Source organism: Pedobacter ginsenosidimutans, from assembly GCF_001442625.1.
Lineage (GTDB): Bacteria > Bacteroidota > Bacteroidia > Sphingobacteriales > Sphingobacteriaceae > Pedobacter > Pedobacter ginsenosidimutans.
The window spans coordinates 637,311-663,202 of the sequence record NZ_LMZQ01000003.1 but is presented as its reverse complement, the minus strand read 5'-3'; the positions used below and the strand labels follow the sequence as shown (position 1 = coordinate 663,202).

At 38.9% G+C, this 25,892-nt stretch carries 26 protein-coding genes; 19 read left to right on the top strand and 7 right to left on the bottom strand.

What is annotated here, in order from left to right:
- Nucleotides 1-10 precede the first annotated feature (10 nt).
- The gene (locus tag ASU31_RS07020) at nucleotides 11-913 is read right to left on the bottom strand and encodes a LysR family transcriptional regulator (RefSeq protein ID WP_057931639.1); all 903 of its coding nucleotides are present in this window, start codon (nucleotides 911-913) and stop codon (nucleotides 11-13) included.
- 99 nt (nucleotides 914-1,012) lie between these two features.
- Between ASU31_RS07020 and ASU31_RS07015 the strand changes: the two genes are divergently transcribed.
- Together ASU31_RS07015 and ASU31_RS07010 are read left to right on the top strand one after the other, a co-directional pair.
- On the top strand, nucleotides 1,013-1,642 hold the full coding sequence (locus ASU31_RS07015) for an NAD(P)H-dependent oxidoreductase (protein WP_057931638.1): 630 nt from the start codon (nucleotides 1,013-1,015) through the stop codon (nucleotides 1,640-1,642).
- Complete coding sequence (locus ASU31_RS07010; protein ID WP_057931637.1) at nucleotides 1,614-1,898, top strand: putative quinol monooxygenase; 285 nt, start codon at nucleotides 1,614-1,616, stop codon at nucleotides 1,896-1,898. Before ASU31_RS07015 ends, ASU31_RS07010 begins: the two co-directional genes overlap by 29 nt.
- Here ASU31_RS07010 and ASU31_RS07005 read toward each other — a convergent pair whose 3' ends face one another.
- Together ASU31_RS07005 and ASU31_RS07000 are read right to left on the bottom strand one after the other, a co-directional pair.
- Nucleotides 1,899-2,750, bottom strand: coding sequence for an EamA family transporter (locus ASU31_RS07005; protein WP_057931636.1), 852 nt, complete (start codon nucleotides 2,748-2,750; stop codon nucleotides 1,899-1,901).
- A gap of 113 nt (nucleotides 2,751-2,863) precedes the next feature.
- The gene (locus ASU31_RS07000; RefSeq protein WP_057931635.1) at nucleotides 2,864-3,211 is read right to left on the bottom strand and encodes a hypothetical protein; all 348 of its coding nucleotides are present in this window, start codon (nucleotides 3,209-3,211) and stop codon (nucleotides 2,864-2,866) included.
- A 119-nt stretch (nucleotides 3,212-3,330) separates the two neighbouring features.
- Here ASU31_RS07000 and ASU31_RS06995 point away from each other — a divergent pair, with 119 nt between their 5' ends.
- From ASU31_RS06995 to ASU31_RS06975, 5 genes are all read left to right on the top strand, one after another.
- Entirely contained in the window at nucleotides 3,331-3,861 is a 531-nt protein-coding gene (locus ASU31_RS06995; protein ID WP_057931634.1) for a superoxide dismutase family protein, read from the top strand.
- 203 nt (nucleotides 3,862-4,064) lie between these two features.
- On the top strand, nucleotides 4,065-4,598 hold the full coding sequence (locus ASU31_RS06990; protein WP_057931633.1) for an ExbD/TolR family protein: 534 nt from the start codon (nucleotides 4,065-4,067) through the stop codon (nucleotides 4,596-4,598).
- Nucleotides 4,599-4,907: 309 nt separating this feature from the next.
- The gene (locus ASU31_RS06985; protein ID WP_057931632.1) at nucleotides 4,908-5,114 is read left to right on the top strand and encodes a bacteriocin; all 207 of its coding nucleotides are present in this window, start codon (nucleotides 4,908-4,910) and stop codon (nucleotides 5,112-5,114) included.
- Between the two features lie 42 nt (nucleotides 5,115-5,156).
- On the top strand, nucleotides 5,157-6,338 hold the full coding sequence (locus ASU31_RS06980; protein ID WP_245224498.1) for an HlyD family secretion protein: 1,182 nt from the start codon (nucleotides 5,157-5,159) through the stop codon (nucleotides 6,336-6,338).
- A 5-nt stretch (nucleotides 6,339-6,343) separates the two neighbouring features.
- Nucleotides 6,344-8,455, top strand: a complete 2,112-nt coding sequence (locus ASU31_RS06975) for a peptidase domain-containing ABC transporter (protein WP_057931631.1) — start codon at nucleotides 6,344-6,346, stop codon at nucleotides 8,453-8,455.
- Between the two features lie 523 nt (nucleotides 8,456-8,978).
- Here the strand turns inward: ASU31_RS06975 and metK are convergent.
- Nucleotides 8,979-10,229 carry a methionine adenosyltransferase gene (gene metK / locus ASU31_RS06965; RefSeq protein WP_057931629.1) on the bottom strand — a complete coding sequence of 417 codons (1,251 nt, stop codon included), beginning with the start codon at nucleotides 10,227-10,229 and terminating at the stop codon, nucleotides 8,979-8,981.
- Nucleotides 10,230-10,454: 225 nt separating this feature from the next.
- On the opposite strand from metK, the gene ASU31_RS06960 reads away from it, so the two are divergent.
- From ASU31_RS06960 to hisS, 7 genes are all read left to right on the top strand, one after another.
- On the top strand, nucleotides 10,455-11,336 hold the full coding sequence (locus ASU31_RS06960) for a diacylglycerol/lipid kinase family protein (RefSeq protein ID WP_245224495.1): 882 nt from the start codon (nucleotides 10,455-10,457) through the stop codon (nucleotides 11,334-11,336).
- A 96-nt stretch (nucleotides 11,337-11,432) separates the two neighbouring features.
- On the top strand, nucleotides 11,433-11,783 hold the full coding sequence (locus tag ASU31_RS06955; protein ID WP_057931627.1) for a translation initiation factor: 351 nt from the start codon (nucleotides 11,433-11,435) through the stop codon (nucleotides 11,781-11,783).
- A 291-nt stretch (nucleotides 11,784-12,074) separates the two neighbouring features.
- Complete coding sequence (locus tag ASU31_RS06950) at nucleotides 12,075-13,664, top strand: sensor histidine kinase (RefSeq protein ID WP_057931626.1); 1,590 nt, start codon at nucleotides 12,075-12,077, stop codon at nucleotides 13,662-13,664.
- Between the two features lies 1 nt (nucleotide 13,665).
- The gene (locus ASU31_RS06945) at nucleotides 13,666-14,409 is read left to right on the top strand and encodes a LytR/AlgR family response regulator transcription factor (protein ID WP_057931625.1); all 744 of its coding nucleotides are present in this window, start codon (nucleotides 13,666-13,668) and stop codon (nucleotides 14,407-14,409) included.
- A 157-nt stretch (nucleotides 14,410-14,566) separates the two neighbouring features.
- Entirely contained in the window at nucleotides 14,567-14,761 is a 195-nt protein-coding gene (locus tag ASU31_RS06940) for a hypothetical protein (protein WP_057931624.1), read from the top strand.
- Entirely contained in the window at nucleotides 14,751-15,365 is a 615-nt protein-coding gene (locus ASU31_RS27165) for a LytR/AlgR family response regulator transcription factor (RefSeq protein ID WP_083505287.1), read from the top strand. The genes ASU31_RS06940 and ASU31_RS27165 overlap by 11 nt, the downstream gene beginning before the upstream one ends.
- Before the next feature lie 244 nt (nucleotides 15,366-15,609).
- Complete coding sequence (gene hisS, locus ASU31_RS06930) at nucleotides 15,610-17,001, top strand: histidine--tRNA ligase (protein ID WP_057931623.1); 1,392 nt, start codon at nucleotides 15,610-15,612, stop codon at nucleotides 16,999-17,001.
- 269 nt (nucleotides 17,002-17,270) lie between these two features.
- Here hisS and ASU31_RS06925 read toward each other — a convergent pair whose 3' ends face one another.
- Nucleotides 17,271-18,002, bottom strand: a complete 732-nt coding sequence (locus ASU31_RS06925) for a class I SAM-dependent methyltransferase (protein WP_057931622.1) — start codon at nucleotides 18,000-18,002, stop codon at nucleotides 17,271-17,273.
- A 149-nt stretch (nucleotides 18,003-18,151) separates the two neighbouring features.
- Here ASU31_RS06925 and ASU31_RS06920 point away from each other — a divergent pair, with 149 nt between their 5' ends.
- Entirely contained in the window at nucleotides 18,152-19,450 is a 1,299-nt protein-coding gene (locus ASU31_RS06920) for an MFS transporter (protein WP_057931621.1), read from the top strand.
- Between the two features lie 542 nt (nucleotides 19,451-19,992).
- On the opposite strand, the gene ASU31_RS06915 is transcribed toward ASU31_RS06920, so the two are convergent.
- Nucleotides 19,993-20,373 carry a VOC family protein gene (locus ASU31_RS06915; protein WP_057931620.1) on the bottom strand — a complete coding sequence of 127 codons (381 nt, stop codon included), beginning with the start codon at nucleotides 20,371-20,373 and terminating at the stop codon, nucleotides 19,993-19,995.
- Between the two features lie 116 nt (nucleotides 20,374-20,489).
- On the opposite strand from ASU31_RS06915, the gene ASU31_RS06910 reads away from it, so the two are divergent.
- From ASU31_RS06910 to ASU31_RS06895, 4 genes are all read left to right on the top strand, one after another.
- Nucleotides 20,490-21,770, top strand: a complete 1,281-nt coding sequence (locus ASU31_RS06910; RefSeq protein WP_057931619.1) for a replication-associated recombination protein A — start codon at nucleotides 20,490-20,492, stop codon at nucleotides 21,768-21,770.
- Between the two features lie 66 nt (nucleotides 21,771-21,836).
- Nucleotides 21,837-23,309 (top strand): DUF5687 family protein, encoded by a 1,473-nt coding sequence (locus tag ASU31_RS06905; RefSeq protein ID WP_057931618.1) that lies wholly within the window; start codon nucleotides 21,837-21,839, stop codon nucleotides 23,307-23,309.
- A gap of 2 nt (nucleotides 23,310-23,311) precedes the next feature.
- Nucleotides 23,312-24,004, top strand: a complete 693-nt coding sequence (locus ASU31_RS06900; RefSeq protein ID WP_057931617.1) for an ABC transporter ATP-binding protein — start codon at nucleotides 23,312-23,314, stop codon at nucleotides 24,002-24,004.
- Between the two features lie 176 nt (nucleotides 24,005-24,180).
- Nucleotides 24,181-24,858: a YiaD family glycine zipper/OmpA-like lipoprotein gene (locus tag ASU31_RS06895; protein WP_209434965.1), complete on the top strand. Its 678-nt coding sequence runs from the start codon at nucleotides 24,181-24,183 to the stop codon at nucleotides 24,856-24,858.
- A 662-nt stretch (nucleotides 24,859-25,520) separates the two neighbouring features.
- On the opposite strand, the gene ASU31_RS06890 is transcribed toward ASU31_RS06895, so the two are convergent.
- Nucleotides 25,521-25,865, bottom strand: coding sequence for a hypothetical protein (locus ASU31_RS06890; protein WP_057931615.1), 345 nt, complete (start codon nucleotides 25,863-25,865; stop codon nucleotides 25,521-25,523).
- Nucleotides 25,866-25,892: the final 27 nt, after the last annotated feature.

The window sequence follows — 25,892 nt, the reverse complement described above, 5'->3', positions numbered from 1 at the left end:
TCGATATAAACTATATACTAACCATAACCTCCTTAAAAAGTTTTTTAATAATGTGAATTTCTGATGCATACTGGGTGTTTTTCCTACAACCAAAATATAAAGTGTTGGTCAGTTTTGATATACCTTCCCAAATTACTTTTACCTTTCCCTCTTCAACTTCTTTTTTGCAAAGAAAATCGGGTATAATAGCCAAGCCTTTTCCTCCGGATAAGCAGCGCACAATCGAATTGAGGTTAGGTACAATGTAGTTAGGGCGAAAATCGGCATGTTTGCCAAAGTTAAGCTGCCAGAAACGTAGAAGGTGCTCCATATCGCCAGCTGTTCCATACCATTTCTGCTGTTTTAACCAGGTTTCCATTCCGGTTAAATCTTTCTTTTTAACCAACGAATCAAAAGTTTGCCCATCAGTTTCTATTCCGCCTACTAAAACAATGGTTTCGGAAGAAAAAGCCTCGTGTTCTACATTGGCCGAATTGCCTTTTTGTGGGGTGATAATCAGGTCTAAAATACCCTTATCCAATTGATCTAACATCTCAGGATATTCGCCAAAACGGATAATTACATTAAAAGGAAGTGTAGAAATATACTGTTCGAGTGTAATCTGAAAAGTTTCGAAACACATGCCTACGCTAATGGTTGGTGTATGTTTTTCTGTGCTTTTTTGAAAATGTTTTTCGGCATCCTCAAGTTTTGTAAGCGGCTCTACAATGAAATTATAAAGCACTTTCCCTTTTTCGGTCGGGATCATCTTCCTGCCCGTACGCTCAAACAGCTTGTAGCCGACGTAACTTTCTAAAGAACTTAAATGCAAACTTACCCCAGGCTGTGAAATAAACAGGTTCTCTGCTGCACCAGTTAAGGTTCCTGTTTTATAAATTGCCTTAAAACTTCTGTACCACTCTAAATTAACCATTATCTTCCTATTATAATTCTGATACAAAGCTATGAATTAACTTGTTTTAATAATAGATATAGGCGCTGTAATTTTGTCTTATCAAATAGAAAAAACGAAATGACAAAAATATTCATCATCAACGGGGGACAAAAGTTTGGTCACTCTGGCGGAAGATTTAACGAAACAATAGCTGATGCTACAGCTAGTTTCTTTTCCTCGTTAACAGATTTCGAAGTGAAAACAACTAATATCAATCATGATTACGATCCGAAAGCGGAGGTAGAAAAATATGTTTGGGCAGATGTTATAATTTATCATACACCCATCTGGTGGTTTCAGTTACCACATGGGTTTAAACAATATATCGATGTTGTGTTTACCGAGGGGCATAAAAAAGGAATCTATGTAAGTGATGGCCGTAAAGCAGATAATCCGACAAGAAACTACGGTACCGGCGGGATGCTGCATGGTCGTAAATACATGGTAACATCATCGTGGAACGCACCAAAAGAAGCATTTACCTTGCCCGAAGAATTTTTTATGGAAACAAGCGTAGATGATGGTGTATTGTTTGGTTTTCATAGAATGAATGCTTTTACCGGAATGGAACGCATAGATGGCATCCATTTTCACGATGTAGAAAAGAATGCAGATATTAGGAGTGCACTTAAATTGCACCATGAACATTTAACCCAAAAATTTTTAAATACAGCAGTATATGAGCATTTATCTAACAGCAATTGTTAAAAGTAAAAAAGAAACCACAGCGGCATTAAGAACTATGCTGTTGGACATGGTTTTAAATTCCCGTAAAGAGGAAGCCTGCATCCAGTACGATCTGTATGAATCTGCCGTTGATAATACTTTTATTTTTCAGGAGGAGTGGAAAGATCAGGCAGGTTTGGATCTCCACGATCAGCAGCCTTATATTTTAGCCTTTGTAACGCAAGCGGATACGTTGACGGATGATATCGTGATCTATAAAACAAAAAAACTGGCCTAATTACAGTTTTGCACGCCTGACTGTTAACGAAGAACCTGCAGAAGCAATAACAACGAAAGCCACGGCGAAACACTCTTTTAAAGTGAGGTATTCTTGTAAAAAAACGAGTGCAGCTAATGAAGCCATGGCAGGTTCGAGGCTCATTAAAATACTGAAAGTCCGTGCGGGGAGCTGCTTAAGGGCTCTCATTTCGAGGGTAAACGGGATGGCGCTTGATAGTAGAGCAAGCGCTGCTCCTAAACCCAGTAATTTCGGATTCAGGCCACTTAAACCGCCGCTAAAAATGCCAAATGGTAAAATGATCAGGGTAGCGAATAACATTCCAATGGCAACAGCATCACCGCCCTTCATTATTTTTGATATCCTACCACCCAGTATAATATAAGCCGCCCAAAAAATACCAGCTAAAAGTGCCAATAATACACCGAAAACATTTAGCCCTGTACTGGTCCAGGGGGCAATTAGTGCAATGCCGGCTGCGGCCAGTATTACCCAAAGAAAATCTACAGGTTTTTTAGATCCAAAAATAGCCAGGCCCAAGGGGCCAACAAATTCTAAAGTTACGCCTAAACCGATCGGAATTCTTGCTATAGCCATATAGAATACCATATTCATTACTCCTAAACAAACACCATATAGGATAACATATTTCCATTGTTTGGCATTTAGTTTAAATAGGGTTGGCCTAAAAGCGATTAATAAGATAACCGCTGATAAACCGATCCGTAACGATGCTGTAGCAGCGGCGCCAATTTGTGGGAAAAGCCCTTTTGCAATTGCCGCCCCACACTGCACACTGATAATAGACAGTAAAACGGCTGGTATGGGTGGGATATTGATTTTGCTTTTCATTTGTTGCTCGTAAATGAGGCGCAAAATTACGGAATTATAACCTGCTAATATTTTAAAATAAAAAAGGGAGAATTAGATTACGCTAATTCTCCCTCTCAATAAAATTTTAGGTATTAACAAAAAAGTTCCTGTTCGTCTCTATTTTCTGTAGGAATTTTTTTTAGGAAATCATCAAACGATGGTCCTTCATTGTCTGAATAAATGCCATAAGCGTCTAATATATATCCGATATTCTTATCCTGATCTTCCAGTAGGTAAAGCACAGAGTTATCTGCGGGGTCTGAATCTCCTTCAAACCGATAAGTTTTAACAATAGTTAAATCTTCGGGTTTATAAATTTTTCCGAGCGATTTACTTTGCATCTTACCATGATCAGACATTTTTAATTCGTTATCTTTTCCTTTCAGCCTCAATTTCTCTAAAATCTGACTCAAAGTGTTCATTGCTGTTGGCTGTTCCATAGTTGTACGATTTTATATTGATTAAACAAGTGGTATCCGAAATGGTTTTACAGGCATCGATTTTAGATCAAACTAAATGATTGTCAATCTGTTTTGTATGTAAACTAAATTTTTATAAAATGAAAAAATATCTTTTAAGCTTAGCTATTGCAGGCGTGGCACTTATCAGTGCTTGTGCTAAAACTGACAAAGAAATTGCCCAGGCCACTTTGACCGAAACAGCTGATAATACGAAAACTATTGGAACAGCAAAGTTTTACGAATTAAGCGATGGAAAAATTAGGATGGACATCGAGATGAATTTTGCTGCGCGTGCAGACAGTAATGTTGCGGTCCACTTTCATGAACATGGCGATTGCGGCAATATGGGCGAAAATACACACGGCCACTGGAACCCAACTAAAGAAGCTCATGGCAAATGGGGTTCTGCAGCTTATCACAGCGGTGACATTGGCAACATCATGTTAGATAACAAAGGTCATGCTACGCTTTCGGTTACTACCGATAGATGGAGTATTAAGGATGGTGATATCAAAAATATTATCGGTCGTGGAATTATTGTGCATGGTGGTACCGACGATTATACTACACAGCCAACTGGTAACTCAGGGCCAAGAGTAGGTTGCGGTGTAATTGAAGCGGTGAAGTAATTATATTAATATGATCGTCATTGCGAGAAGGCTTTTCAGCCGACGAAGCAATCTTAATGCGGTAGTCATAAACCCACAGTTGTAAGATTGCTTCGTCGTTCCTCCTCGCAATGACAACTTTTCTTAAGCGGTTAAATTTTTTAACCGCTTTTTTTATGCAATTTGATAAGGCTTGTCATCATCATTAAAAAACCTAAATTATTATGGCAACATTAAACGAATCTCAAAGCGGCAAGGCTGCAAAAGGAAGAACCAAAAAAACAACACCAAGGGTAGATCTCACCGCAATGGTTGATCTGATGTTTTTATTGACTGCATTTTTTATGCTCACCACTTCATTAGGTACTTTAAATGCGGCAGATATTGCCAAACCCGTGAAAGACGATGGTGCACATATTGAACCATATCCCGAATCACGTACCATGACCATCCTGCTCGGGAAAAATAACAAGGCTGTTTGCTACATGGGTACAATAGAAAAGGCAAACATGAAGGTTACCTCGGTAGCAAATATTCAGAAAGAGATCATTGCAAATGAAAAACTGGTTGCAGAAACCCATCAGCATAATCCAGCCAAATACATGATCGTTATTATCAAGCCAGCTAAAACGGCTAAGTTCCAGAATTTTGTTGATGTAATTGACGAAATGAAAATTGCCAATATTAAATCGTATGCCATTGACGACGATCATATTGCAGAAAAGGAAACTGTATTTATGAAAATGAATGGTATCTGATCAAGCTATTTTTTTTAAGCAGGCTACTTAAAAAACAGCGAATAAAAAGAATATAAACCGATTTGAGGCTAATGAATAAATTGAATATGAAAACTAATACCCTAGTTTTTTGGTAGTGATTGCGTTTTTTGTGTGTTGGAGGGCATTTTTTTAGGATTATTAATGAATCGTTATGTTTGTGTTAGATGTTTAATACTACATCCATATAGCTAATAATGTTACATTCGTCGAAGTGTTTGGCCAAGCATCAGGCGCATCCCGAAAAGCCTTCAAAAGAGTAGGGGTCTTAAAACTCAAAAAAAATCTAGTATGAAAAGTTTAGAATTAAAAAATCTTGGTGTTAAAGAAATGAACACAACTGAAATGTCACAAGTTGAAGGTGGTGGTATTATTAACAATACATTAAACGAACTTTTAACTTCTCTTGCAGGAACTTTAAATGCAGTTGGTGCAGATACTTCAGCATTTTTAAGCAAAACAGTAACCAATGTTTTGAAACTTGTTTGGAGTCTATAAGCAATTTATTGTATCCGCTGTTCTGGCTATTCAGAATAGCGGATGCTTTACGATTTCGACACTATGGCGTTAACCAACTACTCTACAGAAAGAATTTCAAATACCGCTCTCGTCTACCGTTCCCAAATTAGTAAATCAAGCCAGTTAATTTATGTTGTTGCCGTGGCAGCCATTTTAATTGTTTTGATTGCCCTTCCTTTCGTAAAAATACCCATTAGTATAAATGGTACAGGCATTTTACAATCGACTATCGAAAAAACAGAACTTATTGTACCGGTTAATGGCCGGTTAATACAGTATAGACTTTCGGATAATAAAAGGCTTAAACAAGGTGATACGCTTTTGGCTATCGATGCAGGTTTACCGAAACAGCAAGATGCTTTGGTAGAAACGCGTAAAAACCAGATCACCCAATTTTTGCAGGATATCCGTACGCTACTTTCATTTAATGGTGGTTCATCCGATCTGCAAAGCGGTCAGTATGTGGCTTCCTGGCAACAATATGTTCAGGAGTCAAAAAATGCTGGTATTGCAAAAAGACAAGCCGCGAGCAATTTTGCGCGCTACAGTAAGCTCTATCAGAATAAAGTGCTTACACAATCAGAATATGAAAAATACAAATACGAGCTAGAGCAGGCCGAATCGGTTTACTTAATGGTGCGTACCAAATATAAAACCCAATGGCAAACCGAAGCTAATGGTTACCGCAACGAACTGCGCCAGCTTTCCGGGCAGCAGGCAGAACTTAACGAACAGAAAAAACAATATGTATTGCGCGCGCCGATTAATGGTTCTGTGCAGAGTTTAATTGGCTTGCAGAATGGCGCATACGTATTTGCCAATCAAAAAATAGGGGAGGTTTCTCCAGATGCCGGTTTAGCTGCCTACTGTTATATCAATCCTTCAGATATTGGCCTGATCAGAAAAGGGCAGGAAGTACATTTTCAGATCAATGCCTATAATTATAACCAATGGGGTTTGGCAGTAGGTAAAGTGATCGATATTTCGGACGATATTGTGATCTTAAATGGTAACCAGCCTGCTTTTAAGGTAAAGTGTTTGATGGATAAAAATTTTTTGATGCTCAAAAACGGCTATAAAGGATACCTCAAAAAAGGAATGAATTTTACAGCTCGCTTTAAAGTAACCGACCGTAGTTTATATCAATTACTTTATGATAAGGTAGATGATTGGGTTAATCCGAATTTAATCCAAAAAACATAGAAGCAATGAGTACAAAAGTTAAGCAACGAGATATAACAGATTGTGGTGCGGCTTGTCTGGCTTCAATTGCTGCTCATTATAAATTAGATTTGGCCGTTGCCCGCATCAGGCAGCTTGCCGGAACTGATAAAAAAGGTACAACCGTTTTAGGACTTGTAGAAGCGGCCCAAAAACTGGGATTTGAAGCGAAAGGTGTTAAGGCACCTTTCGATAGTTTATTTAAAATACCTACGCCCGCTATAGCACATATCATTGTGAATGATATCCTTCAGCATTATGTAGTGATTTACAAAGTAAACAGCAAGTTTATAGAGGTGATGGACCCTATAGATGGGAAAGTGCACCGTAAAACGCATGATGAATTTAAAAAGGAGTGGACTGGTGCTTTAGTCTTATTGTTGCCGTCAGAAGACTTTCAGATCGGTAATGAAAAAAAATCAATCCAGGGGAGATTTTGGAGTTTGATTAAACCGCACAAAGGCATTCTGACGCAAGTTTTATTTGGTGCTATTGTTTATACCGTACTGGGTTTATCCACCTCTATTTTTGTTCAGAAACTAGTCGATTTTGTGCTGGTAGATGGTAACCATAATCTGCTAAACCTCATGAGCATAGCCATGATGGTGATCTTACTGGTGCAAATGTTTATTGGCTCAGCCAAAACGGTTTTTACTTTAAAAACAGGTCAGTTAATTGATTCACAGCTCATTTTGGGTTATTATAAACACCTGCTGCGCTTACCGCAACAGTTTTTTGATACCATGCGGGTGGGCGAAATCATTTCGAGGATAAATGATGCTGTAAAAATCAGAACGTTTTTAAATGATGTATGCGTAAATTTTGTGGTGAACATTTTTATTGTTTTCTTCTCGTTCATCATGATGTTTACCTACTACTGGAAACTAGCACTCATCACGCTTACGGTTATCCCGTTATACCTAATAATTTATGTAATTACCGATAAATTTAACAAACGAACACAGCGTAGGTTAATGGAAGATGCTGCCGAGCTTGAATCGCAATTGGTAGAGAGCTTAAACGCGGTAGGTACCATTAAACGTTTCGGCTTAGAAGATCATGCTAACGACAAAACCGAAACCCGTTTCATCAAGTTGCTCCAGGCAGGCTTTAAATCGAATATAAATGCCGTTGTATCAGGAACTTCTACCGAGTTTATTTCGCGTATGATTACCATTGTATTGCTTTGGGTGGGAGCGGGTTATGTATTAAGCAATTCGATTACCCCAGGAGAATTATTATCGTTTTATACGTTGATCGGTTATTTTACAGGGCCGGTTTCCTCTTTGATCGGAATGAATAAAACCGTACAGGATGCCGTTATTGCGGCAGACAGGTTATTCGAAATTATGGATCTGGAACGCGAAAGCGATGAGAACCAGATTGAACTGAGTGCCGATAAAATTGGGGATATTTATTTTGAAAATGTTTCTTTCCGCTATGGAGCAAGGCTGCCCGTTTTCGAAAACCTGAATTTAACCATTCCGCAAGGAAAATTTACGGCTATCGTGGGCGAGAGCGGGTCAGGAAAATCAACTTTAATGTCGATCCTGCAGAATATTTATCCGATACAGGCCGGCAATGTGCGCATCGGTAAATATGATCTGAAATACATTACCAATTCATCGCTTCGTAGAATGGTATCGGTTGTGCCTCAGCAGATTGATTTATTTGCTGGTAATGTAATCGACAATATTGCCATTGGCGAAGAAGAACCCGATATGCAAAGGATTATTGATATTGCCACTAAGCTGGGTTTAATTGGTTTTATTGAGGCTTTACCTAAGGGCTTTCAGACTTATTTGGGCGAAAACGGTACATCTTTATCAGGCGGACAAAGGCAGCGGATTGCCATTGCCAGGGCCTTATACCGCGATCCGGAAATTCTGATCTTAGATGAAGCTACTTCATCGCTCGATTCGGTTTCGGAGCAACATGTACAACGCATGATCGAACTTTTAAAGGCTGAACAGAAAACGGTAATCGTAATTACACACCGATCGAGTACGCTGAACAATGCTGATAAAATTATTGTATTAGATAAAGGTTTAGTGGTTGAACAGGGCAGCCACCAGGAGCTGAAATACCATTTGGCCTAAATACGCAGGGGTGGGGCAACTTACAAAGTCTACCAAGCCCGTAGCCCAGGCAGAATCGTAAGTTTCGCGTAGGGAAAATATTTTGTGTTTTTTGGAAAGCAATTACAGATGCTCTTTTTAATGTCAGTCCTGCTTTTCATTACAAGTCCGCACCCGATGAAGGACCGGGCTTACGGGCTTTTCATTTCAATCAGGTTTGGATAGGTTAGGCATTTGCTACTATTACCGGAAGTATGCACAGTTCCAAAATATTTATTTTTAAGAGCATTACCTTTCCTAAGAACCACCAGCCCAGGTTAACTAAACCTGACAGGAGCGAGCACCGAACGCAGAGAGGTAAAGCGGATGGCAGGACTTTCGAAACCGATGCACTCAGAACCCTGCTTTTCAAAAAAGTGATCAATTATTTTTCTGCTGTTTGCTAAGCCACCAAATGTGGAATCTGTCCGCATAAATTTAGCGCAACAAAAAAGCGTTCTGCATATCTGCAAAACGCCTTTTTCTATAAAATTATTCGAAAGAATTAAATACCGAAAGCAGCTTTAACCTGGTCTACGTAATCTAATTTCTCCCAGGTAAACAGATCAACTGTAACTGTTTTTTCTTCACCGTTCGGTGTTCTGAAAGTTTTGGTAACCGTTTCCGGGGTACGGCCCATGTGCCCATAAGCAGCCGTTTCGCTATAAATTGGGTTTCTTAATTTCAAGCGTTGCTCAATAAAGTAAGGGCGCATATCAAAAATCGATTCTACAATTTTAGCAATCTCGCCATCCGTTTTACCCACTTTGCCAGTGCCGTAAGTATTGATGTAAATACCCATTGGTTTTGCAACACCGATAGCGTATGATACCTGAACCAGAATTTCGTCGGCTACACCAGCAGCCACTAAGTTTTTAGCGATATGGCGTGTAGCATAAGCTGCACTTCTATCTACTTTACTTGGATCTTTACCCGAGAAAGCACCACCACCATGTGCACCTTTACCACCGTAAGTATCAACAATAATTTTTCTTCCGGTTAAACCCGTATCGCCGTGGGGGCCACCAATTACAAATTTACCGGTTGGGTTAATGTGGTATTCAATTTTATCATTAAATAAATGTGCGTATGCAGGATTGCTTTTGATAATTCTTGGGATCAGGATATTCACTAAATCAGTTTTGATTTTAGCCAGCATTGTTGCCTCTTCATCAAAATCATCGTGCTGTGTAGAAATTACAATCGCATCGATACGCACTGGTTTATTGTTATCGTCGTACTCCAAAGTAACCTGGCTTTTGGCATCTGGACGTAAATAAGTGATTTCGTTATTTTCGCGGCGCAGAACAGCTAGTTCCTGTAATAATTTATGAGAAAGGTTTAATGCCAAAGGCATATAATCTTCAGTTTCGTTGGTGGCGTAACCGAACATCATACCCTGATCGCCAGCACCCTGTTCTTCTTTGTTTGTTCTATCTACACCTTGGTTAATATCCTGAGATTGCTCGTGTATTGCTGATAAAATTCCGCAAGAGTTGGCCTCAAACATATACTCGCTTTTGGTGTAACCAATTTTCTTGATTACATCGCGGGCGATCTGTTGTACATCTAAATATGTTTTAGATTTTACCTCACCAGCCAAAATAACCTGACCAGTAGTTACCAAAGTTTCGCAAGCAACCTTTGATTCTGGATCGAAAGCTAAGAAGTTATCAATTAATGCATCCGAAATTTGATCGGCGATTTTATCTGGGTGGCCTTCAGAAACAGATTCTGATGTAAATAAATATGACATTTATTAAATAAATTAATGGTAAATAAACAAATTAATACTTGCCAAACCCCTTGGAAACAGGTGTTTAAATGATTGAAAGGAGGCATTAGCAATTTTTTTAAGTGGTTGCAATCCGGTCCCGAGGTGTCGGGATAGCAAATCAATCCACTTTTTTACTGGTGCAAAATTAGCATATTTTCTTTATTTCAAAAATTATAGATTATTTTGTGCATTCATTCTTACACTTTGCACACAAAGATCAATATCCTCTTTATTATAAATCCTATCTCTGGTGGGCGAGGGAAGTTACGCATCCCTGATTTTATTGATCAATATCTGGATAAGGAAAAGTTTAGCCCGAACTTTGTTTTTAGCGAATATGTTGGTCATGCCGGCGAATTGGCAGACGAAGCCGCGACTAAAAATTTCGATGTAATTGTTGCGGCAGGGGGCGATGGCACTATTAACGAGGTGGCCAGTAAAGTGTTAAAACACAAAAAGATTTTGGGGATTTTACCGCTTGGATCGGGAAACGGTCTCGCCAGATTTTTAAGAATATCGAAAAATTTGAGATATGCACTTTCCCTGATCAATAACTTTAATGTTGATGAGATTGATACTGCCGAGTTTAATAACAAATGTTTTTTTAATCTGGCCGGTATGGGGTTCGATGCCCATTTGAGCGCTGTTTTTTCGAAAGATAAAAAACGCGGACTATCGGGTTATGTAAAACTGGGTTTTAAGGAGGTTTTTAACTATAAAGCACAAACTTATTTGCTAAACATTGATGGCGCTGCATATACCAGAAAAGCCTTTGCCATTAGCATAGCCAATTCATCGCAGTATGGCAACGATGTTTATATCGCGCCTAATGCTTCGGTAAAAGATGGCTTGCTTGATGTTTGCATTATTAAACCTTTTCCGATAATAAAATTGCCATTATTGGGTTATGTAATGTTAAGGGGGAAGGCCGAAACATCAGATATGATTGAAATTATTAAAGGCAAAAACATTAAAATTACCAGAGAAAAAGCTGGCGCAGTGCATGTAGATGGCGAGCCTTTACAAATGGGGACGGAGATTGAGGCGGTTGTAAACCCGCTCTCGTTAAAAGTGATTGTGCCCTAGTTAAGTTTGGAGTTGAGCGTTTGGGGTTTGGAGTCGATTAACCGATTTGGGCAATTAACCGGTTAACCCCAATGAACCAATGAACTTTTATAAAACATGAAACCAAAGAAAAATAGTTTAAGTGATCTTGGCGGAATTATGTATTCTACCAATCCAGAATTCGAATACGAAGAAGAAGTTGATGATACGGTTACGTCGCCAAATAACCAGCAGGATTTAAGGGTAATGCTCGATAAAAAGAACCGTGGTGGTAAGGCGGTAACCTTAATTACCGGTTTTAGAGGGCGTACTGAAGATTTAGAGCTACTGGGCAAAATGCTTAAAACCAAATGTGGTGTAGGCGGCTCTGTTAAAGATGGGGAAATCATGATCCAGGGCGATGTGCGCGATAAAGTAATGGGCATCCTGCAGAAAGATGGCTATAAAGTAAAAAAAGCCGGAGGGTAATAAAGCGTATTATCTCCAGCTAACCGTTATTTCGAGCGAAGTGCAGCGCAGCCGAGAAATCTACCTAACATAGGTCTCTCTCCCGAACGTTCGGGACTACGCTTCAGTCGAGATGACGATTTTTCTTTTCAAGCAGTCGATGGACTGAAGTGCTATATCTTTGAGAAACCTAATTCCTCCCGAATATAAATCCTGTCTCAACCCCCGCTTTTACAAGGTTATTCATGCCATATTCTGTTTTAATGTTTCCTGAACAGATTTTTTGTAAGATGTTTATGAAAAATTAAACGCATGAAAAAGATATTTCTTTCTATTCTCTTACTGTTTTTTGCATTCGTCGCAAGTGCACAGAAAAATAAATACTTGGTTGATGAGTACGGGAATCCGATGCACTACTCTGTTGCAAATAAATTTTCTAAGTGCAATATATTTCTAGTGGTAGATAGCGGTACAAAGCAGGTTATTCCATTCGAATATGTAAATAACCTTCCTCTTGGAAATATAGTTTTGTTAAAAGGGGCCACATCGATCGAACTTGAGAGTAGGGTACAAAAAGATAGCCTCAATTTTTATCGATATTCCATTATAGAGAATGACTCCGTAGTTCTTAAAAAGGATGCAATTCCGGAGAGGATAAAATATAGTTGGGGCAGTGGAAGTATACTCCCGAATTATGTTGCCGTAGATTTAGGTATATTTAATGTTGTAGATAAGAAAATAGAAATTCAGATTTTTAGAATTGATCGTAAAAAAGCAGTCACTTCAGTAATTATATACAACAAACCAATTTTAGCACCGAGATTGCTATCATTTAATGTTTTGAATAAAAACTCTAGCCAGAATATTAAAAATAAATCTAGTTTAATTGTTGATGAAAAAGTGAGGGGCTTAAGGATTACGATGAAAAATACAGATTTCAATATGCTGTATTCTGTAATCATAGAAAATACAGACGCTCACTCCTCCGCTATGCTCGAGCCTAAATGGAAATCGATCGAGGGTACTGATATGATAATTGGGGATATCGATGTTAAGGATTTTATCACCCCAGGTAAATACCAGGTTTCCGTATACCCTAAAACCCATACTTATGCTTATTGGAAAGATAATACGTTGGCTAGAAATTTTCTGTTCACGGTAGAAAAACCAAAAGAAAATTTTTTTACATCTAAAGATTTACTAAAAGGTATTATAGTTGGAAGCTTTTTCGGTCTTGTATCAGTTCTGATACTTAATAGCCGAAAAAAAAGAACAGCTAAGATACTAGCTCAGAAATCTCAGGAAAAAGAAATCGCCAAACTCCAGCTAGAATCTGTCCGCTCACAATTAAACCCCCATTTTTTGTTCAATGCACTTGCTGGCATCCAAAACCTAATGAATAAAAACGATATAGACAATGCCAACCGTTACCTAATTAAGTTTGCCCGCTTAACCCGCAATGTATTAGATCATAAAGAACTCATTAGTTTAACTTCTGAGAAAACCTTGCTCGACGATTACCTGCAGATGGAGCAATTACGTTTTGGTTTTCAATACCAGATCACAGCCTCCTCTGATTTAGATGTAGAGAATATAGAAATACCAGCAATGCTTTTGCAACCCTTTGTAGAAAATGCCGTAAAACATGGTATTGCCGAGAAAGGAAATGATGGCAAGATCGAAATTGGTTTTACTGCACAATCAACAGACCTGATTTTAAGTATAAAAGATAATGGAAGTGGTTTTGATGTAAACCACGATTACGAAGGTTTAGGTTTGGCTTTGACTAAAAACAGAATATCTTTACTCAATTCCATCTATAAACAAAATCAATTTTTATTGGATATGAAAGCAGATGCAGATGGGACAGTAATTAAGATCACATTAAGACAATGGTTATAAGATGCGGGCAATTTTAGTAGACGATGAAGCAGCCAATTTAGAAAATCTGAAGATTTTACTGGATAAACATTGCCCAAATATTAAGGTGGTAGCCATTGCCAGTAATATTGATGATGCCTTTGCCAAGGTTAATCTCCACCACCCGGATTTACTTTTCCTCGATATCCAGATGGGTAAGACAACCGGTTTCGATTTGTTAAACCAACTTATAGAGAAAACTTTTGAAGTAGTTTTTGTAACAGCTTATGATAATTATGGTATCCAGGCGGTAAAATTTGCTGCCTTGGATTACTTGCTCAAGCCTGTAGATCCTGACGAATTAAAAGCAGCTGTTGAAAAGGCCGAAATCAGGATCAAAAGCAAAATACATGGCGAACAGCTCAATTTTTTACTGAGCCAGATCAAGAAGAACGAGCCCAGTACACCTAAAATTGCCTTGCCACAGCAGCACGAAATCCGTTATGTTTCAGTGGATGATATTATTCGTTGTGTGGCCGATAACACTTACACTTTTTTCTTTTTGGCAAATGGTGATAAAATCTTGATTTCGAAACCACTGAAAGAATATTCCGATCTGCTAAAACCCCACGGTTTTGTGCGGGCACATCAAAGCCATTTGGCTAACCTGAAATTTGTAAAAAGCTGGCTTAAGGAAGATGGTGGTATGTTGCTGATGAACAATGGCGATAAAATCCCGGTATCTAAACCGAATAGAGAAATGGTAAAAGATATGTTGGGAAAGTAACTTACATTAAGCCTCGCAGGTTTCTGAAACCTGCGAGGCTTAATGTAATACTAAATGCCTACCTGCCAATACTCACCATAAGATGCCCGATTCTCAATGTTTATTTTTAAATGGATAACGCGTCACTACTTTCGGTGAACCATTTAAATCAATCAACATGAAACAATTATTATTTTTACTCTTTTTTATCATTTTTCTAGGCCTGCAAATTGTCCATGCTGCAACTATTGGTGGACCCGAAATAATTCTTCTTATTATGGTCGGCTTTGTCTCAATAGCTGTAATGATCGGTTTTGTTTTCTTATGTCTATATTTATTCAAAAGATCTAAGCGGGTAGAAAATGAAAAATAAGATAATTTTCGGTGCAACTTTTATTGTTGTGTATGGCATACAGGCAGCTCATGCTGCTATGTTAGGTGCACTCGAAATAATAATGCTTTTGGTAACGGGCCTTGTCTTTTTTGGGTTTTTTGGTGGCATTTTTATGCTGATTTACTTTTTGATTAAAAAAAACCGTAATATTTCATCCAACGCTGCTCCGAATACAGTAGCCATAAACTTTGCACCTCCGCTAGCTTACCAAAACCCTACAATTGAAGAAAGAATCGACAAAAAGGAAGTGGTTAAAGGAAATCCCAGGATAGCGCTGCCTCAACAGAATGAAATTAGATATGTTGGTATCGAAGAAATCATAAGATGCGAGGCAGATAACAATTATACCAACTTCTTTTTTAGAGACGGCGGTCAGCTGTTGATTTCGAAATCATTAAAAGAATATTCCGACCTGCTAAAACCCCACGGTTTTGTACGGGCACACCAAAGCCATCTGGTTAACCCGAAATTTGTAAAAAGCTGGCTCAAGGAAGATGGTGGAACACTTTTAATGGATAGTGGCGATAAAATTCCGGTGAGTAAACCAAATAGAGAAATGGTAAAAGAGGTGCTGGGGAAGTAGGCCTCATGAACAAAGCGGCAAGTTCGCGTTAGGGATTGTAAGGGTTCAGTACCGATCCTTCATCGGTACCGGAGCGAAGCGCAGCCCTGGAAAGCCCGGCCCTTGCGCAGCTTGGGAAACGCCCAAACCAATTGGCAATTTTCAGCTGCCAATTAGTATTTGTAGATTTAATAACTCAAAATTTTTAACCAGACCATTAAAAACCTGCGAGGTTTAAACCTTACATTTTTGTACTTTTGCGGCTATGTCAGTTATTAAACCCTCATTAGCAAAAGGTACCCGCGATTTTTCTCCGGTTGAAATGGTAAAACGCAACTTTATTTACGATACCATTAAAACGGTTTTCAGAAAATATGGTTACGCCGAAATCCAGACCCCAAGTTTCGAAAACCTTTCTACTTTAACCGGAAAGTATGGCGATGAAGGCGATAAACTGATTTTTAAAATCTTAAACAGCGGCGAATTTCTTAAAGATCCAAAAAAGAAATCCTTCGATTTTGCAGATGAAGATAATAGCAACAAACTGATTCCGTTAATCTCTGAAAAAGCCTTGCGTTACGATTTAACAGTGCCATTTGCACGTTATGTAGTAATGCACCAGCACGAGATCACCTTACCTTTCAAACGTTTTCAGGTTCAGCCGGTTTGGCGTGCAGACCGTCCGCAAAAAGGCAGGTACCGTGAATTTTACCAATGCGATGTGGATGTGGTGGGATCTGAAAGTTTATTGAACGAAGCTGAATTTATTTTAATCTACAATGAAGCTTTGAGCAAACTGGGTTTGAAAGATTTCAGCATAAAAATCAACAACAGAAAAATTTTATCGGGTATTGCTGAAATTATTGGTAAACCAGATTTAATTATAGATATGACCGTAGCCATCGATAAATTAGATAAAATCGGTTTAGATGGCGTAAGTAAAGAATTGTTAGAACGTGGTTTTACTGAAGCGGATTTAGAAAAACTCCGTCCGGTAATTTTGTTAGAAGGCGCCAACGAAGAAAAACTGATTAGTTTGAAAACTGTTTTGGCACAATCAGAAACAGGTTTAAAGGGTGTGGCAGAAATTGAACAGGTTTTCGAATACGTAGAAAGTTTAAATTCTTACGGTTTGCCATTAACGGCTAAACTGGAATTGGATATTACTTTAGCCCGAGGTTTAAACTACTATACCGGCTGTATTTTTGAAGTTAAAACCAACGAGGTAGCGATGGGTAGCATTGGTGGCGGCGGCCGTTACGATGACTTAACAGGCATGTTCGGTTTAAAAGATTTAACCGGAGTTGGTGTTTCTTTTGGCGCCGATCGCATTTACGACGTATTGGAAGAGTTGAACCTTTTCCCCGCCTCAGCAGAAGTTGGCACAAAAGTGTTGATCAGTAATTTTGATGCAGAAGCTGAAAAATATGCTTTGCCAATTGTTCAGCAATTCAGAAATGCAGGTATTTCAGCAGAGTTATACCCAAGTTCGGCGAAACTAAAAAAACAAATGGCCTATGCTGATGCGAAGAACATCCCCTATGTAATTTTAATTGGTGGAGATGAAATTGCAAGTGGAGAACTTACCCTAAAAGATATGCAAAGCGGCGAACAGAAGAAACTTACTGTTTTAGGTATTCTGGAATTGTTGAAATAGAAGTTTAATTAACCACAGAGATCACCGAGTTTTCACAGAGAATATAGAGGCTATTGGCTATCCCAACTGAAAATTAACTCAGTGCCCTCTGTGCCTTATCTCTGTTGCCTCTGTGGTTAAACCCGCCTGCCTATCCGTTTTATTCTGGAATTACTAAAGGTTAATTAACCACAGAGATCGCTGAGTTTTCACAGAGCGAGTAGAGAGACCAATTACATGCCGAACTCAGTGTTCTCTGTGCCTTATCTCTGTTTGCTCAGTGGTTAAACCTACCGTCCAATTCGCAATAAAACCGGGAAATGAACAGCTTTCTCAGCATCATCTCCCCAGGCTTCTTTTAGCTCGGTAAACATATACTCTAATGGGTTGCGTTCATTCGCCTTTTTATAATGCTGCAAAGAAGACCAGGTATTTAAATAGCCAATCAGCTGGTTAAAATTCCAGGTGGTTTTAATCTGAAAATGAGGAGCAATGATCTCTTCAAAGGGAAAGGGAATGGTTTTATAACCTTCTTCAATATAACGGCGTTCGCTATCCCAATATTTACCCAAAATATCTTCGTAGAGTTTATGTACAGCTTTATCTACTTTTTTATCGATAAACATTAAGCCATAACCGATTACTGCAAAAAGGCCATCTGGTTTTAGTGTTCTTTTTACCTCGGCATAAAATGCCTCGAAATTAAACCAATGGATGGCCTGGGCTACCGTAATCAGATCGAAACTGGCATTACCCACTGATGTTTGCTCCGCTGGTTCCACTTTGTAAGTAATATTAGGCAGCTGCAATGCATTTTTTAATTGATTCTCGCTGATATCCGTTGCATAAACAGCATCAAAATGTTGGGCCAATACACGCGCAACCTGACCGTTTCCTGTAGCACAATCCCAGGCCGTTTCTTTGTTTTTTAACAGCGAAAATAGATAGTCATACAATTCTTGCGGATAAGTTGGTCGGTAAATGGCGTAATCGGCAGATTGGGTAGAAAAATTATCTTTCATTGCTGTAGCGATTGAATTTTGAATGATGGAAGGAGTGAGCTGGATCGGGATGAAAAACAACTCCGCTCTTTCTTTATGAAATTATCATATTTTTGATTAACAACTGTTATAGATTTAAGTTTCATTCAATCAATATTCAATCATTCTCCATGGGAAAAGCATTACAACAGAACGAAATTAAGGATGTGGAATATCGGTTAAAATCTATATTTGGCGGTTCGGTTGGTAATCTTGTTGAGTGGTACGATTGGTATACCTATTCTGCCTTTGCCCTTTATTTTTCTCCTGCCTTTTTCCCGAATAGTAATCCAACCGCACAATTATTAGATACTGCAGGTATTTTTGCAGTAGGCTTTTTAATGCGGCCTATCGGTGGCTGGTTGTTTGGCAGCATTGCAGATAAGTTAGGACGAAAACGTTCGATGACACTTTCTGTACTTATTATGGCAATAGGATCATTAATTATCGGTTTAACCCCAGGTTACAAACAGATTGGGATAGCAGCTCCTTTATTACTCATTTTTGCAAGGTTGATACAAGGATTGAGTACTGGCGGCGAATACGGGACTTCTGCCACTTATCTCAGCGAAATGGCCACCAAAAAACATAGAGGGTTTTATTCGAGCTTTCAATATGTAACCCTGATTGGTGGGCAGTTACTGGCTTTGGGTATTCAATTAATCTTGCAAAACTGGTTGCTTACACCTGCCGAACTGCATGAATGGGGCTGGCGGATTCCATTTTTTATCGGCGCCATACTTTCTTTCATCGCGCTGTACCTACGGAGGCATATCGACGAAACCTCGGCCTTTAAAAGCAAAAGCTCGGCAGACAAAAAAGGCGGCATTGCGGTACTGATGAAATATCCAAAGGAAGTTTTTACCGTAGTAGGTTTAACTTTGGGCGGAACGATTGCCTTTTATACATTTAGTACTTATATGCAGAAATTTCTGGTCAATACGGTACATCTTAGTAAAGAAACCTCCACAACCTTATCCTTCATTTCGCTGTTGGTTTTTGCCATTATGCAGCCTTTGTTCGGCCTGTTATCGGATAAAATTGGGCGTAAACCTTTATTAATTGGTTTTGGTGTGCTCGGTACTTTATGTACTTATCCCATTTTAACCGGTTTGGCTGGAGAATCCAATACGACTATCATATTCTTGCTGATGATTGGTGCCTTGATTATTGTGAGCGGTTACACGAGTATTAATGCCGTAGTTAAGGCAGAACTGTTCCCAGCCGAAATCAGGGCTTTGGGTGTGGGTTTACCTTATGCTTTAACTGTTGCCATTTTCGGTGGAACGGCAGAATATTTTGCGCTTAGGTTTAAAAATATTGGTCATGAAAATTATTTCTACTGGTATGTAACCGGATGTATATTAATCTCACTGATTTTATATACTACTATGAAAGATACCAAGCACCACTCAAAGATTGAGGATTAGACTTTTTGTGCCATCTGTCGTCATTTCGACTGAAGTGCAACGGAATGGAGAAATATCTATTGTTAAATGTAATTGCAGATTTCTCGAATAGTTTAATTACTTTTTAAAACCGTTATTTTTTGGAAAGCAGTTTCGGTAGCTTTTGGGTAAGAGCAGTCCCGCTCCCGCTTCTGCCGATGAAATATCGGCATCTCGCTTTGATCGGGTTTAGATGGCCAAATGCTGCTGCTATAATTGGAATAAACCCGACAGTAGCGAAAATCCTTTTTGTTGCTCCTTCGATAAACTCAGGAAGACAGACACAAAAAGATTGTAGCGAATGGCGGGGCTAACGGAACCGAAGCACGACTAGCCTTGCTTTACTTATAATAAAAAAGCATTGTCATCCTGAATTTTAATTTATTGCATAAATCAATAGTTCAAAGATCTCTCCGCTCCGCGTTGCTTCAGTCGAGATGACGACTTTTCTATATAAGCCTATCATTGGTAAATAATATTTCCGTGTTATTCAGTGCTTCCATGGCAAAAAACTAACAATACATTTACAAATAATTACTCACCTCAATTAAATTCATATCGGGGTCGCGGAGGTAAATAGAGATAATTTTCCCGTTGGCGCCGGTGCGCTCTACAGGGCCTTCTTCAATTTCGATGCATTTTTCTTTAAGTTCCTGCATCACTTCGTGTAAGGGAAAATCGGTAATGAAACATAGATCGGCCGTTCCAGGCATGGGTTTGAAAGCTTTTGGTTCAAACTCACTTCCATATTGGTGCAGGTTAATTTTCTGATTCCCAAATTTCAAAGCCTTTCTGTTTTCGCCAAATTCGATAATTTCCATTCCCAGGGCAAGGCTGTAAAATCTGCAGGTGCTTTCTAAATTGGCAACCGTTAGTACAAGGTGATCTAAGTTTTTAATGTCCATAGTAATAAGTTAGAAACTAAAGCATCCGTCCTTTTGTTTTAAAAGAGTTATGCTTTCAATATTTGGTTAGTAAATTATCGACAAACAAAATACTCAATTTTTATATATTTACCATTATGCAAAACCTGCCTCCTTTAGCCGAACGTATGCGCCCTCAAAATCTCGATGAATATGTTGGTCAACAACATTTAGTTGGAGAAGGTGCGGTTTTACGCAAAGCGATCGAAAGCAGTCAGCTCCCCTCCATGATTTTTTGGGGACCTCCAGGTGTGGGTAAAACAACTTTGGCCTATATCATTTCGCAGGCATTAGATCGTCCGTTTTTTAACTTAAGCGCCATTAACAGTGGTGTGAAAGATATTCGAGACGTTATAGATCGGGCAGCACAGCTGAAGGATAGTTTTTTAGGCCTTCCCATTTTGTTTATTGATGAGATTCACCGTTTTAGTAAATCGCAACAAGACAGTTTATTGGGCGCAGTAGAAAGAGGTTTAGTTACCTTAATTGGCGCAACAACCGAAAATCCATCTTTCGAGGTGATCTCCGCTTTACTTTCCCGTTGCCAGGTTTACATTTTAAAATCCTTAACCGAAACGGAGTTAGCGGGTTTATTGGAAACGGCCATTAAAAAAGATAGCATTCTTTCAGCGAAGAATATTTCCATAAAAGAGCACGAAGCATTGATCCGTTTATCGGGCGGTGATGCGCGGAAATTGTTAAATGTGCTCGAAATTGCCATTAATGGCATCGGCGGAAACAAAATCGTACTCACCAACGAAAATGTGCTGGCACATGCGCAACAGAACCTTGCGTTATACGATAAAGCGGGAGAGCAACATTATGATATCATTTCTGCCTTTATTAAATCCATCCGTGGCAGCGACCCCAATGCTGCTGTTTATTGGCTGGCCCGGATGATAGAAGGAGGTGAAGATCCATTGTTCATTGCCCGTAGGTTACTGATCTTGTCTTCAGAAGATATTGGCAATGCCAATCCTAATGCCCTGCTTTTGGCCAATAACTGTTTCACTGCGGTGAACGTAATCGGTTATCCGGAGGCACGGATCATCTTATCGCAGTGTGTAACCTATCTGGCCAGTTCGCCTAAAAGTAACGCATCTTATGAGGCCATTAACAAAGCACAGGCCTTGGTTAAGCAGACCGGAAATTTGCCCGTGCCTTTGCATATCCGTAATGCACCAACCAAACTGATGAAAAATATCGGTTATGGAAAAGATTACCAGTACTCGCACGGATATGAAGGCAATTTTTCGCCACAAGAATATTTTCCAGAAGAATTAAGCGGCACTAAACTCTACGATCCGGGGAAAAACCCTGCAGAAGAGAAGTTGCGTGAAAAGCTTAAGCAGAACTGGAAAGACAAATACAAATATTAGTGTAACATTTTCTGCTGAATGCATACTAATAGATATATTGACTAAAATCAAACACCTAAACTAAATATGCTGAGTACTTTTTTAAGCCATCAAAGAAAATCTTTCTGGCGTTCGCGAAACAGGGGCAGTAGCATTGCTGGCCAGATTGTTTTGGGCTTTTTTATGCTGTATTTTTTTACATTGGCACTTGGAGCCGGCTTAGGCATGTCTCATTTATTGGCCTACTTTTTCCCAAATCAAGATGTAATTAAAAGCTTCAACGGAATTATCCTCTATTATTTTGCATTCGATTTTATCATGCGCATGCAGTTTCAGGAGTTGCCAACATTAAGTATCATTCCTTACCTGCATCTCAAAATCCAGAAGAGTAAGATCATTAAATTTTTAAACGTTAAAGCACTGTTCTCGGCATTTAACCTTTGGCCATTTTTTATTTTTCTTCCGTTCTGTTTCATCAAAATTGCTCCAAGCCTTGGTGCTGTTACCACCATCATGTATATCGTTTCGATATTTTCGATCATGATCTTTAATAATTATATGGTGTTGTATATCAAGCGGAAATCGATCACCAATACACTTTATACCTTTTTAGGCCTGGTGGTTATTGCTGCCTTTGCTGCTTTAGAATATTATAAGGTTATTTCAATCATGGCAGGTTCTGATGTGGTATTCAGAGCCATCGCTGCACAGCCTTTATTTGGTTTTGCCTTTACAATTGCTGCGGGTGCTATTTTTTACTTCAATTCTAATTTCTTGCGTAAAAATTTATACGTAGAAGAATTAAGTACAAAACAAGAGAAAAAAGGTAGTACCGATTATGCTTTCCTTAACCGCTTTGGTAAAGTTGGCGAACTTGCAGCTTTAGAGTTGAAATTAATCCTTCGCCACAAACGCCCTCGTTCTTCGGTTATTCTTGGTTTCTTCTTTCTGTTCTACGGCTTTATTTTTTATAAAGAAAAAGCAATAGATCGCGATGCTTTCGGACAAATGATGTTTGGTGCTATTTTTATGACAGGTGTTTCGATCATTATTTATGGCCAGTTTATGTTTGCATGGCAAAGTGCCCATTTTGACGGGATATTAGCCAATAAAATCAATTTTAAAGATTACATCAGGGCTAAATTCTTACTATTTACCATTGGCTGTACCATTATTACCTTATTGGCGAGTTTTTACGGGTTTTTAAGTCCGAAGTTATTGCTCTTACACCTGGCAGCCTACTTATATAATATCGGTTTTGGAACTGTGGTGGTGCTTTATCTGGCTACCCTAAACTACAAAAGACTGGATATTACCAAAGCAGCAAGTTTTAATTACCAGGGCACAGGTGCTACACAATGGCTGTTAATGTTTCCTTATGCACTTACGCCAATATTAATTTATTTACCATTTGGCATACTCAACAAACCTTATTGGGGGTTGATAGCCGTATCTGTTTTTGGTCTGGCCATGTTATTGTTGCGGGGCTTTTGGGTTAATTACATTGCAAAAAGATTAGAATTACAACGTTATAAAATAGCCGAAGGCTTTAGAGAATAATTATGATTTTAGAAGTTAAGAATTTACAAAAAGTTTATGGCGATAAAATCGTTGTAAACATCGAAGATTTGCAGATTACCGCAGGCGAAACCGTCGGCTTAGTTGGAAATAACGGCGCTGGTAAAACCACTTTCTTCCGGATGCTTTTAGATTTAATCCGCCCAACCAATGGCGAGGTTTTATCAAAAGGCGAAAATGTAATGCACAACGATAACTGGAAGAATTATACTGCATCATTTTTGGATGAAGGTTTTCTGATTGATTATTTAACCCCGGAGGAGTATTTTATTTTTATTGGCAGTTTGAATAACTTAAGTGTGGCTGATGTTTCTGCCTATCTGAGCCAGTACGGTGAGTTCTTTAATGGAGAAATATTAAACAGTGGAAAATACATCCGCGATTTTAGCAAAGGAAATCAGAATAAAGTAGGAATTGCAGCTGCCCTGATGCAGAAGCCAGAAATCTTAATTTTGGATGAGCCTTTTGCCAACCTCGATCCAACCACGCAGATCCGATTGAAGAAACTGTTGAAAGAGCAAACAGGAAACATGACTACCTTTATCTCCAGTCACGATTTAAATCATGTTACCGACGTTTGTAACCGGATCATTTTGGTTGAAAAAGGGCAGGTAATTAAAGATTTTAAAACAGATGAAAATACATTGAAAGAGTTGGAGAGTTATTTCTCCGCTTAATTTTTGTACTAAGAATGATACATTATTAAAGAGTCTCCATTATTCGGGACTCTTTTTTTATACGTATAATTTTTATTTGTAGTAAAATTTGGGCAAAATAGATAGAAAACCCAGTTCGGTTACTTTTTGGCATTGTGTTTGAATATATGGAGTAGAAATTATAAATCTAGATTATTATGAGTATTTCAAAAGTAAGAATAGCAACATTAAGTATAGGGTTAGCAGTAGGTTCGATGGCATTCCAAAGTTGTGATAGTTTAACTAAAACACAAAAAGGAGCTGGTATTGGTGCTGCAGCTGGTGGTGTTATTGGTGCATTGATCGGTAAAAAAGCCGGTAATACAGCAGTAGGTGCCTTAATTGGTGGTGCTATTGGCGGTACAGCGGGAGCTTTTATCGGCCGTAGAATGGACAGACAGGCAGCTGAAATCCAGAAAGCTATTCCTAACGCAGAAGTTATTCGTGAAGGTGAAGGAATTATTGTAAAATTCGACAGTGGTATTTTATTCGATTTCGATAAAACAGCTTTAAAAGATGCAGCTAAAACAAATATCCAGAGTTTAGCTTCTTCGTTAAATCAATATCCTGATACTGATATCAAAATTATCGGTCATACTGATAGTCGTGGTACCGAGCAATATAACATGGGCTTATCGGAAAGAAGAGCAGCAGCAGTTAAAGCTTATGCCGTTTCTCAAGGTGTACCATCATCAAGGTTAGTTACTATTGGTAAAGGTTTTGCTGAGCCAATTGCAGATAACGAAACTGATGCTGGCCGTGCAGCTAACCGTCGTGTAGAGATTGTAATTGTTGCAAACGATGCACTAAAAGCGAGCGCACAAAAACAAGGATAATACCGCAATTTCCCTCTACCTATGAGGTCATTATAAATGCAGCCCCAGTGTACATCCACTGGGGTTTTTTTGTGCAGTCAGATGTTACCATCTGGCACTAGATAATAAATTAGTTGGTTTTTTTGAAAATCAGGTTCCTGTGTGTATCGGTTCCGAAAGCCCTGCTATCCACTTCAAGCCTCCACTGCGTTACGGGCTTTCCGTTTCTATCAGGTTTAATTAACCTGGGTTTGGTGCTGGGCCAGGCCAATCTTGCGAAGTTTCGCTTACCCAAACCGAGGCCAAATCAGAAGTTTTTTTAGTTGATCTGCAACCTCAAATAGTTGCAAGGAACGAATGGTTTAAACGGGATCCGATAGCTATCGGATGAAGCGGCATCCTTCCAATTCTGATTCTTCATCGGATTGGAAGATATAGAGAAAAGCCTGACTAACTTAAATAGATGTAAACGGCCTTGCTTTCTAAAAAATAAAAAATTTTGTATCGGGTCTCTTTCATCATTCGTCACCCTGACCTGTAGAGCAGCGGAAAGCTACGAAGTAAACCGTGCCTTGAGCGAGCTCACAGAAGGTAATTTAATTTAGGGTCTATCTAGCAGGAAAGATGCTGAATCAAGTTCAGCATGACGATCGCGTTAGGCAAAAGCGACTAAAAATTGCGCATTATGAATAAATATCTTCGAAATAACTTACCACGAGCGATTTCATCAGCATTTCCTGCTCGAGCATGGTATAGGGAGGTATTGCTTTAATTAACTTCCAATGTGGCCAGCCATCCTGATCTAGACCTTCAAGCTCATAAAAGCCCATTTCGCTCAATAAACGGCAGGTAGCAATGTGCATCAGCTCCTCTTTTTGGCGTTTGCTGTATTTCTTTGGTCCTTTGCCCAATTCCTGAACACCAATTAGAAAAAGCATTACTTTTAAATCAGGAAAATCCGAATCAAATTCCTTTGCAATCTTTTCCTGTAAAACTTTCCACTTGGCATTAATCTCCGACGGCTTCATATCTTGCAAAGATAAGGTAAAAAGGTG

Bases quoted from the DNA above. Each gene is read 5' to 3' on its own strand.
- ASU31_RS06910 (WP_057931619.1), top strand. From the start codon at position 20,490: ATGCAAAACCTGCCTCCTTTAGCCGAACGTATGCGCCCTCAAAATCTC.
- ASU31_RS06980 (WP_245224498.1), top strand. From the start codon at position 5,157: ATGCTTTACGATTTCGACACTATGGCGTTAACCAACTACTCTACAGAA.
- ASU31_RS06950 (WP_057931626.1), top strand. From the start codon at position 12,075: ATGAAAAAGATATTTCTTTCTATTCTCTTACTGTTTTTTGCATTCGTC.
- ASU31_RS06925 (WP_057931622.1), bottom strand. From the start codon at position 18,002: ATGAAAGATAATTTTTCTACCCAATCTGCCGATTACGCCATTTACCGA.
- ASU31_RS06940 (WP_057931624.1), top strand. From the start codon at position 14,567: ATGAAACAATTATTATTTTTACTCTTTTTTATCATTTTTCTAGGCCTG.
- ASU31_RS06890 (WP_057931615.1), bottom strand. From the start codon at position 25,865: ATGAAGCCGTCGGAGATTAATGCCAAGTGGAAAGTTTTACAGGAAAAG.
- ASU31_RS06945 (WP_057931625.1), top strand. From the start codon at position 13,666: ATGCGGGCAATTTTAGTAGACGATGAAGCAGCCAATTTAGAAAATCTG.
- ASU31_RS06990 (WP_057931633.1), top strand. From the start codon at position 4,065: ATGGCAACATTAAACGAATCTCAAAGCGGCAAGGCTGCAAAAGGAAGA.
- ASU31_RS06985 (WP_057931632.1), top strand. From the start codon at position 4,908: ATGAAAAGTTTAGAATTAAAAAATCTTGGTGTTAAAGAAATGAACACA.
- ASU31_RS06995 (WP_057931634.1), top strand. From the start codon at position 3,331: ATGAAAAAATATCTTTTAAGCTTAGCTATTGCAGGCGTGGCACTTATC.
- ASU31_RS06905 (WP_057931618.1), top strand. From the start codon at position 21,837: ATGCTGAGTACTTTTTTAAGCCATCAAAGAAAATCTTTCTGGCGTTCG.
- ASU31_RS06900 (WP_057931617.1), top strand. From the start codon at position 23,312: ATGATTTTAGAAGTTAAGAATTTACAAAAAGTTTATGGCGATAAAATC.
- ASU31_RS27165 (WP_083505287.1), top strand. From the start codon at position 14,751: ATGAAAAATAAGATAATTTTCGGTGCAACTTTTATTGTTGTGTATGGC.
- ASU31_RS06975 (WP_057931631.1), top strand. From the start codon at position 6,344: ATGAGTACAAAAGTTAAGCAACGAGATATAACAGATTGTGGTGCGGCT.
- ASU31_RS07020 (WP_057931639.1), bottom strand. From the start codon at position 913: ATGGTTAATTTAGAGTGGTACAGAAGTTTTAAGGCAATTTATAAAACA.
- ASU31_RS07015 (WP_057931638.1), top strand. From the start codon at position 1,013: ATGACAAAAATATTCATCATCAACGGGGGACAAAAGTTTGGTCACTCT.
- ASU31_RS07000 (WP_057931635.1), bottom strand. From the start codon at position 3,211: ATGGAACAGCCAACAGCAATGAACACTTTGAGTCAGATTTTAGAGAAA.
- ASU31_RS06920 (WP_057931621.1), top strand. From the start codon at position 18,152: ATGGGAAAAGCATTACAACAGAACGAAATTAAGGATGTGGAATATCGG.
- ASU31_RS06895 (WP_209434965.1), top strand. From the start codon at position 24,181: ATGAGTATTTCAAAAGTAAGAATAGCAACATTAAGTATAGGGTTAGCA.
- hisS (WP_057931623.1), top strand. From the start codon at position 15,610: ATGTCAGTTATTAAACCCTCATTAGCAAAAGGTACCCGCGATTTTTCT.
- metK (WP_057931629.1), bottom strand. From the start codon at position 10,229: ATGTCATATTTATTTACATCAGAATCTGTTTCTGAAGGCCACCCAGAT.
- ASU31_RS06915 (WP_057931620.1), bottom strand. From the start codon at position 20,373: ATGGACATTAAAAACTTAGATCACCTTGTACTAACGGTTGCCAATTTA.
- ASU31_RS06955 (WP_057931627.1), top strand. From the start codon at position 11,433: ATGAAACCAAAGAAAAATAGTTTAAGTGATCTTGGCGGAATTATGTAT.
- ASU31_RS07005 (WP_057931636.1), bottom strand. From the start codon at position 2,750: ATGAAAAGCAAAATCAATATCCCACCCATACCAGCCGTTTTACTGTCT.
- ASU31_RS07010 (WP_057931637.1), top strand. From the start codon at position 1,614: ATGAGCATTTATCTAACAGCAATTGTTAAAAGTAAAAAAGAAACCACA.